This is a genomic window from Mycobacterium sp. (assembly GCF_032162105.1).
Classification (GTDB): domain Bacteria; phylum Actinomycetota; class Actinomycetes; order Mycobacteriales; family Mycobacteriaceae; genus Mycobacterium.
Map to the genome: position 1 here is coordinate 1 of NZ_JAVRPS010000694.1, position 4,489 is coordinate 4,489.

General features: G+C 66.5%; 5 protein-coding genes and 1 pseudogene. 3 read left to right on the plus strand and 3 right to left on the minus strand.

Going from position 1 to position 4,489, the window contains the following annotated elements:
* Together QOC69_RS35110 and QOC69_RS35115 are read right to left on the minus strand one after the other, a co-directional pair.
* A partial coding sequence (locus QOC69_RS35110) for a Re/Si-specific NAD(P)(+) transhydrogenase subunit alpha (protein ID WP_526447301.1) occupies positions 1–1,037 on the minus strand: 1,037 nt, incomplete at its 3' end.
* A gap of 113 nt (positions 1,038–1,150) precedes the next feature.
* Positions 1,151–1,450, minus strand: a complete 300-nt coding sequence (locus QOC69_RS35115; RefSeq protein ID WP_526447303.1) for a DUF732 domain-containing protein — start codon at positions 1,448–1,450, stop codon at positions 1,151–1,153.
* Between the two features lie 91 nt (positions 1,451–1,541).
* Here QOC69_RS35115 and QOC69_RS35120 point away from each other — a divergent pair, with 91 nt between their 5' ends.
* Positions 1,542–1,889: a globin family protein gene (locus QOC69_RS35120; protein ID WP_526447305.1), complete on the plus strand. Its 348-nt coding sequence runs from the start codon at positions 1,542–1,544 to the stop codon at positions 1,887–1,889.
* Here QOC69_RS35120 and QOC69_RS35125 read toward each other — a convergent pair.
* Positions 1,841–2,692, minus strand: coding sequence for an RNA polymerase sigma factor SigF (locus tag QOC69_RS35125; RefSeq protein WP_526447307.1), 852 nt, complete (start codon positions 2,690–2,692; stop codon positions 1,841–1,843). The two genes, QOC69_RS35120 and QOC69_RS35125, sit on opposite strands and share 49 nt — an antisense overlap.
* A gap of 650 nt (positions 2,693–3,342) precedes the next feature.
* Between QOC69_RS35125 and QOC69_RS35130 the strand changes: the two genes are divergently transcribed.
* Together QOC69_RS35130 and QOC69_RS35135 are read left to right on the plus strand one after the other, a co-directional pair.
* Positions 3,343–4,209, plus strand: a complete 867-nt coding sequence (locus tag QOC69_RS35130) for an ABC transporter permease (RefSeq protein WP_526447309.1) — start codon at positions 3,343–3,345, stop codon at positions 4,207–4,209.
* Positions 4,209–4,489 (plus strand): annotated as a pseudogene (locus QOC69_RS35135) (glycine/betaine ABC transporter substrate-binding protein); the annotation flags it as partial. The gene QOC69_RS35130 and the pseudogene QOC69_RS35135, both read left to right, overlap by 1 nt.

A 4,489-nucleotide genomic window follows, 5' to 3' on the forward strand; every position in this document is an offset into this window, starting at 1 on the left:
TGCCCGTCCTTCTCGGGGGTGAGCAGCTTGAGCAGGTTGACCAGGTTGGTGCCGTAGAGCTGGGAAGCCGTCGCGGGCAGTCGCCCGGCCAGGTCGGAGTAGCCGATGATCGTCACGCCGTTGTCGGTGACGATGGCCTGATCCTTGACGGTGCCCTCGACGTTGCCGCCGTTGGCCGCGGCCATGTCCACGATCACGCTGCCCGGCTTCATCGCGGCGACCATCTCCGCGGTGATGATGCGGGGCGCAGACCGGCCGGGGATCAGCGCGGTGGTGATGATGATGTCGACGTCCTTGGACTGCTCGGCGTACAGCGCCGCCTCGCGGACCTTGTAGTCGTCGCCCATCTCCTTGGCGTACCCGGTGGCCGAGACCTCTGCCTTTTCCTTGGCCTCCGGCTCCTCGACGGACAAGTACTCCCCGCCGAGGGATTTGACCTGCTCGGCGACCTCGGGCCGCGGGTCGGTGGCCAGCACGATGGCGCCCATGCTGCCTGCCGCGCCGATGGCGGCCAGTCCGGCCACGCCCGCGCCGACCACGAGCACCTTCGCCGGCGGCACCTTGCCCGCCGCGGTCACCTGCCCGGTGAAGAACCGGCCGAAGGCATGGGCCGCTTCGACCACGGCCCGATATCCGGCGATGTTGGCCATCGACGACAGCACGTCCAGCGATTGCGCCCGCGAGATCCGCGGCACCGCGTCCATTGCCAGCACCGTGATCGGTCGTGCGGACAGCTTCTCGACCAACTCCGGATTCAGCGCCGGCGAGATCAGGCTGACCAGCGTCGCACCGTCGCGCAATGCCCCGATCTCCTCATCGGTGGGTGCATTGACCTTGAGCACGACGTCGGCGGCCCACGCATCACCGACTTCGGCGCCGGCCTCGATGTAGGCGGCATCGGAGAAGCTGGAGGCATCGCCTGCACCGGATTCGACCACGACGGAGTAGCCCAGTTTGAGGAGTTGTCCGACGGTCTGCGGCGTCGCGGCGACGCGCGTCTCACCCGCGTGAGACTCGCGCGGTATCCCGATGATCATCGGAAGAGTCTCCCATCTGCGCCACGAGCACGCGCGTCCCCCTCTGGCGGTCAGAGGCGGACGGCGACCTGGATGCCGTCGGCGGCGTCATCGAAGAACTCGAGGCGCTCCGACTACGCCATCTGATCCAGGTATCCGGGGCAGTAGGCGCTGGCCGCCTCGACCACGAACACCGCCGCCTGATGCGCGGACAGATCGGTGTTGTCCATGATCTCGCCACCGATGCTGACGCCGGTCTCACCGTCGGCCAGGTAGCTGCACACCAGATGTGCGTCCTCGATGGCGGCACTTGCCGAGTCGAACGCGATGCCCTCTGCGTCGATGTTGGTCAGGAACTCGTCGTCGACCGAGCTGGCCGATCTTGGCGGATTCTCAACGAATTCTTGGGAACCGTTCCAAGAACGAAAGCTCACAGGCGGCTGGCAGCGCCGGTGAGCGGACCGAAACGCGTCCGGAAACGACCAAGATCACGGCCGTAACGATGCTCGGACAGGCTGCGGTTGCATGCGCCGCCGGAGTACCACCACGATGCCCGAGGTTGGCGGGCACGCCACGTCAGTCGAGGTGGTCGAGGACTGCTATCTGCGGGTCATCGCCGACCCGGAGCTCGCCTCGTGCTTCGACTGGGTCGACGTCCTGGCGATCAAGCACCACCTGCGTTCGGTCATCGCAGACACGGTCGGCAGACCCGAGCCGCCGCACCCGAACGATCACCGCATCCGTGTGTCTGCCGAGCAGGACGCCCGGGTCAGAGGGCACCTTGCCGACGTCCTCGCCGGCATCGGGGTCGCGATGCCGGCGGATCAGGTTCCTGCGGTTGCGGGTGGCTCCAAACCCGCTGCCTGGAGCTGATCCCTGAGCTTCGTCAGGGTCCGCTCGAGTATCCGCGACACGTGCATCTGGGAGACGCCGATCCGCTCGGCGATCTGGCTCTGCGTCATCGAGGCGAAGAAACGCAGATACAACACGGAACGCTCGCGTTCGGGAAGCGCCGCCAGCAGCGGTCGCACCGTCTCCCGGTCGGTGATGTGGTCGAACTCGAGGTCGACGTCGCCGATCGTGTCCGCCAGCATCCGCGGGCCTCCATCACCGCCCGCGACGGGCGCGTCGATGGAGTGCACGTTGTACGACGCCGCCGCGATGAGGCTTTCGACGACCTCTTCCCGATCGAGGCCGAGAAGCTCCGACAGCTCGCTAGCCGTCGGGGCCCGCCCGAGATCCTGCGTCAACTGCGCTGTCGCCCTGGTGATCTGCCCGTGCCGATCCCGGATCCGTCGAGGCACGTGCATCGACCAGCCATGGTCGCGGAAGTGCCGACGGACCTCACCCATCATCGTCGGGACCGCGAAGGCGAGGAAGCTCGAACTCTTCTCCGGGTCGAACCGGTTCACGGCGTTCATCAGGCCGAGACGGGCGACCTGGGTCAGGTCCTCGAGGTTCTCCCCGCGCCGGTCGTAGTGCCGCGCGACGTGGTCGGCAAGCTGCAGGCACCTGGTCACGATGCGCTCTCGCTGGCGGGCGTACTCGGCCGATTCGGCAGGCAGCGTCTTGAGGACGAGGAACATGTCCACGACGTCGGGGTACTCGTCGGCGTGCTTGGGCGGCGTAACCGCTTCGGGCGCAACCGCTTCAGGCGCAAGTGTGTCGACGCTCATCGGAGCCTCTTCCCGACCAGCGAGCCCAGTTCGATCTTCGTCGTCCAGTATTGGTCATGCATGCGCGGCCCCCCTTAGAGGGTCTCCAGGATGCGGCGCCGCGTCGTCGTACGACGGCCCTCGTGAAGGGGCGCGCTGCATCGTCATCCGTCGGTTCGACGGACCGGCGATCTGCCGTCGCCACATATCTGCGAAAGCGGGCGCTTGCTCGAGGTCAGATGACTTTGCCCGCTCGCGGTGCGGCGTTACGGCCGCTTTGCACTAAACGGCGGTGAGTCCAGGTGGACGAGTTGAGCCTACCTCGATTGTCCGATGCCGGAAAGGTGGTTGGGTGCATTCGGTCGTCGGACGTAGCGGCGGTGCTCCCATGCCCACGTCAATTCGCCTGTGAGGCTGAGCTTTCCGCGCGGATCGACGTCGGGTGCGAAGTCGATGTTTGAAGGACGCTTCGAGCGGGTACCTGTGCCCCGCTCGTGCGCGATGTCCCGTTTTGGACGCCGATTTAGATTCAGCGTGATCGCAGCCCTTTCCCAGCCGGTTGGCCCCCGGTAGCAATGTCGGAATGAGCGCGACATCGCCTGCCGATTCCTGCTGTCGCTGACGCCCTCCGTCCAGCATCAGCCCAGACATCGCAGGAAGTCGCAGGATTAGTGTCGGTCTTCGTCGATATCACGCCGGATGAGTCGCAAGTCGACTCGCCGATCACGTCCACGCCAACCCGGGGTCGCTGGCGTGGCCGGTTGACCCGCGCCGCGCTGCCGCTCCTGTCCGTCGTCGTCTTCGGGATCGTATGGCAGCTCGCCGCCGCCGCGGGCATCTGGAACCAAACCTTCGTGCCCTACCCGAGCACGGTGTGGCACGCCTTCATCGACGTCTCGACCACTCACGACGGAGTCCGCGGCTACGCAGGCTACCTGCTGTGGGAACACCTCTACATGACGCTGCGGCGGGTGTTGGTCGGCGTCGTGATCGGCGTCGGTCTCGGTGTGCTGCTCGGTCTGGTGATGGGCTCCATCGGCTGGGTGCGCAGCGTCCTCGAACCGTGGCTGACGTTCCTGCGCGCACTTCCCCCGCTGGCGTACTTCTTCCTGCTGGTGATCTGGTTGGGCATCGACGAGGCGCCGAAGATCACGCTGTTGGCGCTCGCGGCGCTTCCGCCCGCGGCGGTGGCAACCACGGCCGCCGTCGTCGCGGCTCCGGTCGGACTGACCGAGGCGGCCCGCGCGCTCGGCGCGACCCGGGCGCAGGTGATCCGCGACGTCGTCGTGCCCTCGGCGCTGCCCGAGACGTTCACCGGTATCCGCCTTGCGGTCGGCATGGCCTACTCATCGGTGGTCGCCGCCGAGCTGTTCAACGGCATCCCCGGCATCGGCGGCCTGGTGAAGGACGCAAGTAACTACAACAACACCCCCGTCGTACTGGTCGGCATCTTCGCTATCGGGTTCTCGGGTCTGATCATCGACGGTCTGCTTCGCACCGTGGAACGGCGCGCGGTCCCCTGGAGAGGAAAGATTTGATGAAACTGAAGGCACTAATGGCGGCGGTCGCCGTCTCGGCGCTTGCACTGGCCGGCTGCGCGGTGGACCACTCCGGACAGGACTCCGCCAAGCCCACCCTGCGCCTCGGATACCAGACGTTCCCCAGCGGGGATCTGATCGTCAAGAACAACAAGTGGCTCGAAGAGGCGCTGCCCGACTACAACATCAAGTGGATCAAGTTCGACTCCGGCGCGGACATCAACACCGCGTTCATCGCCAAGGAGCTGGACTTCGGCGCGCTCGGCTCCAGCCCGGTGGC

Bases quoted from the DNA above. Each gene is read 5' to 3' on its own strand.
- QOC69_RS35125 (WP_526447307.1), bottom strand. From the start codon at position 2,692: ATGAGCGTCGACACACTTGCGCCTGAAGCGGTTGCGCCCGAAGCGGTT.
- QOC69_RS35120 (WP_526447305.1), top strand. From the start codon at position 1,542: ATGCGCCGCCGGAGTACCACCACGATGCCCGAGGTTGGCGGGCACGCC.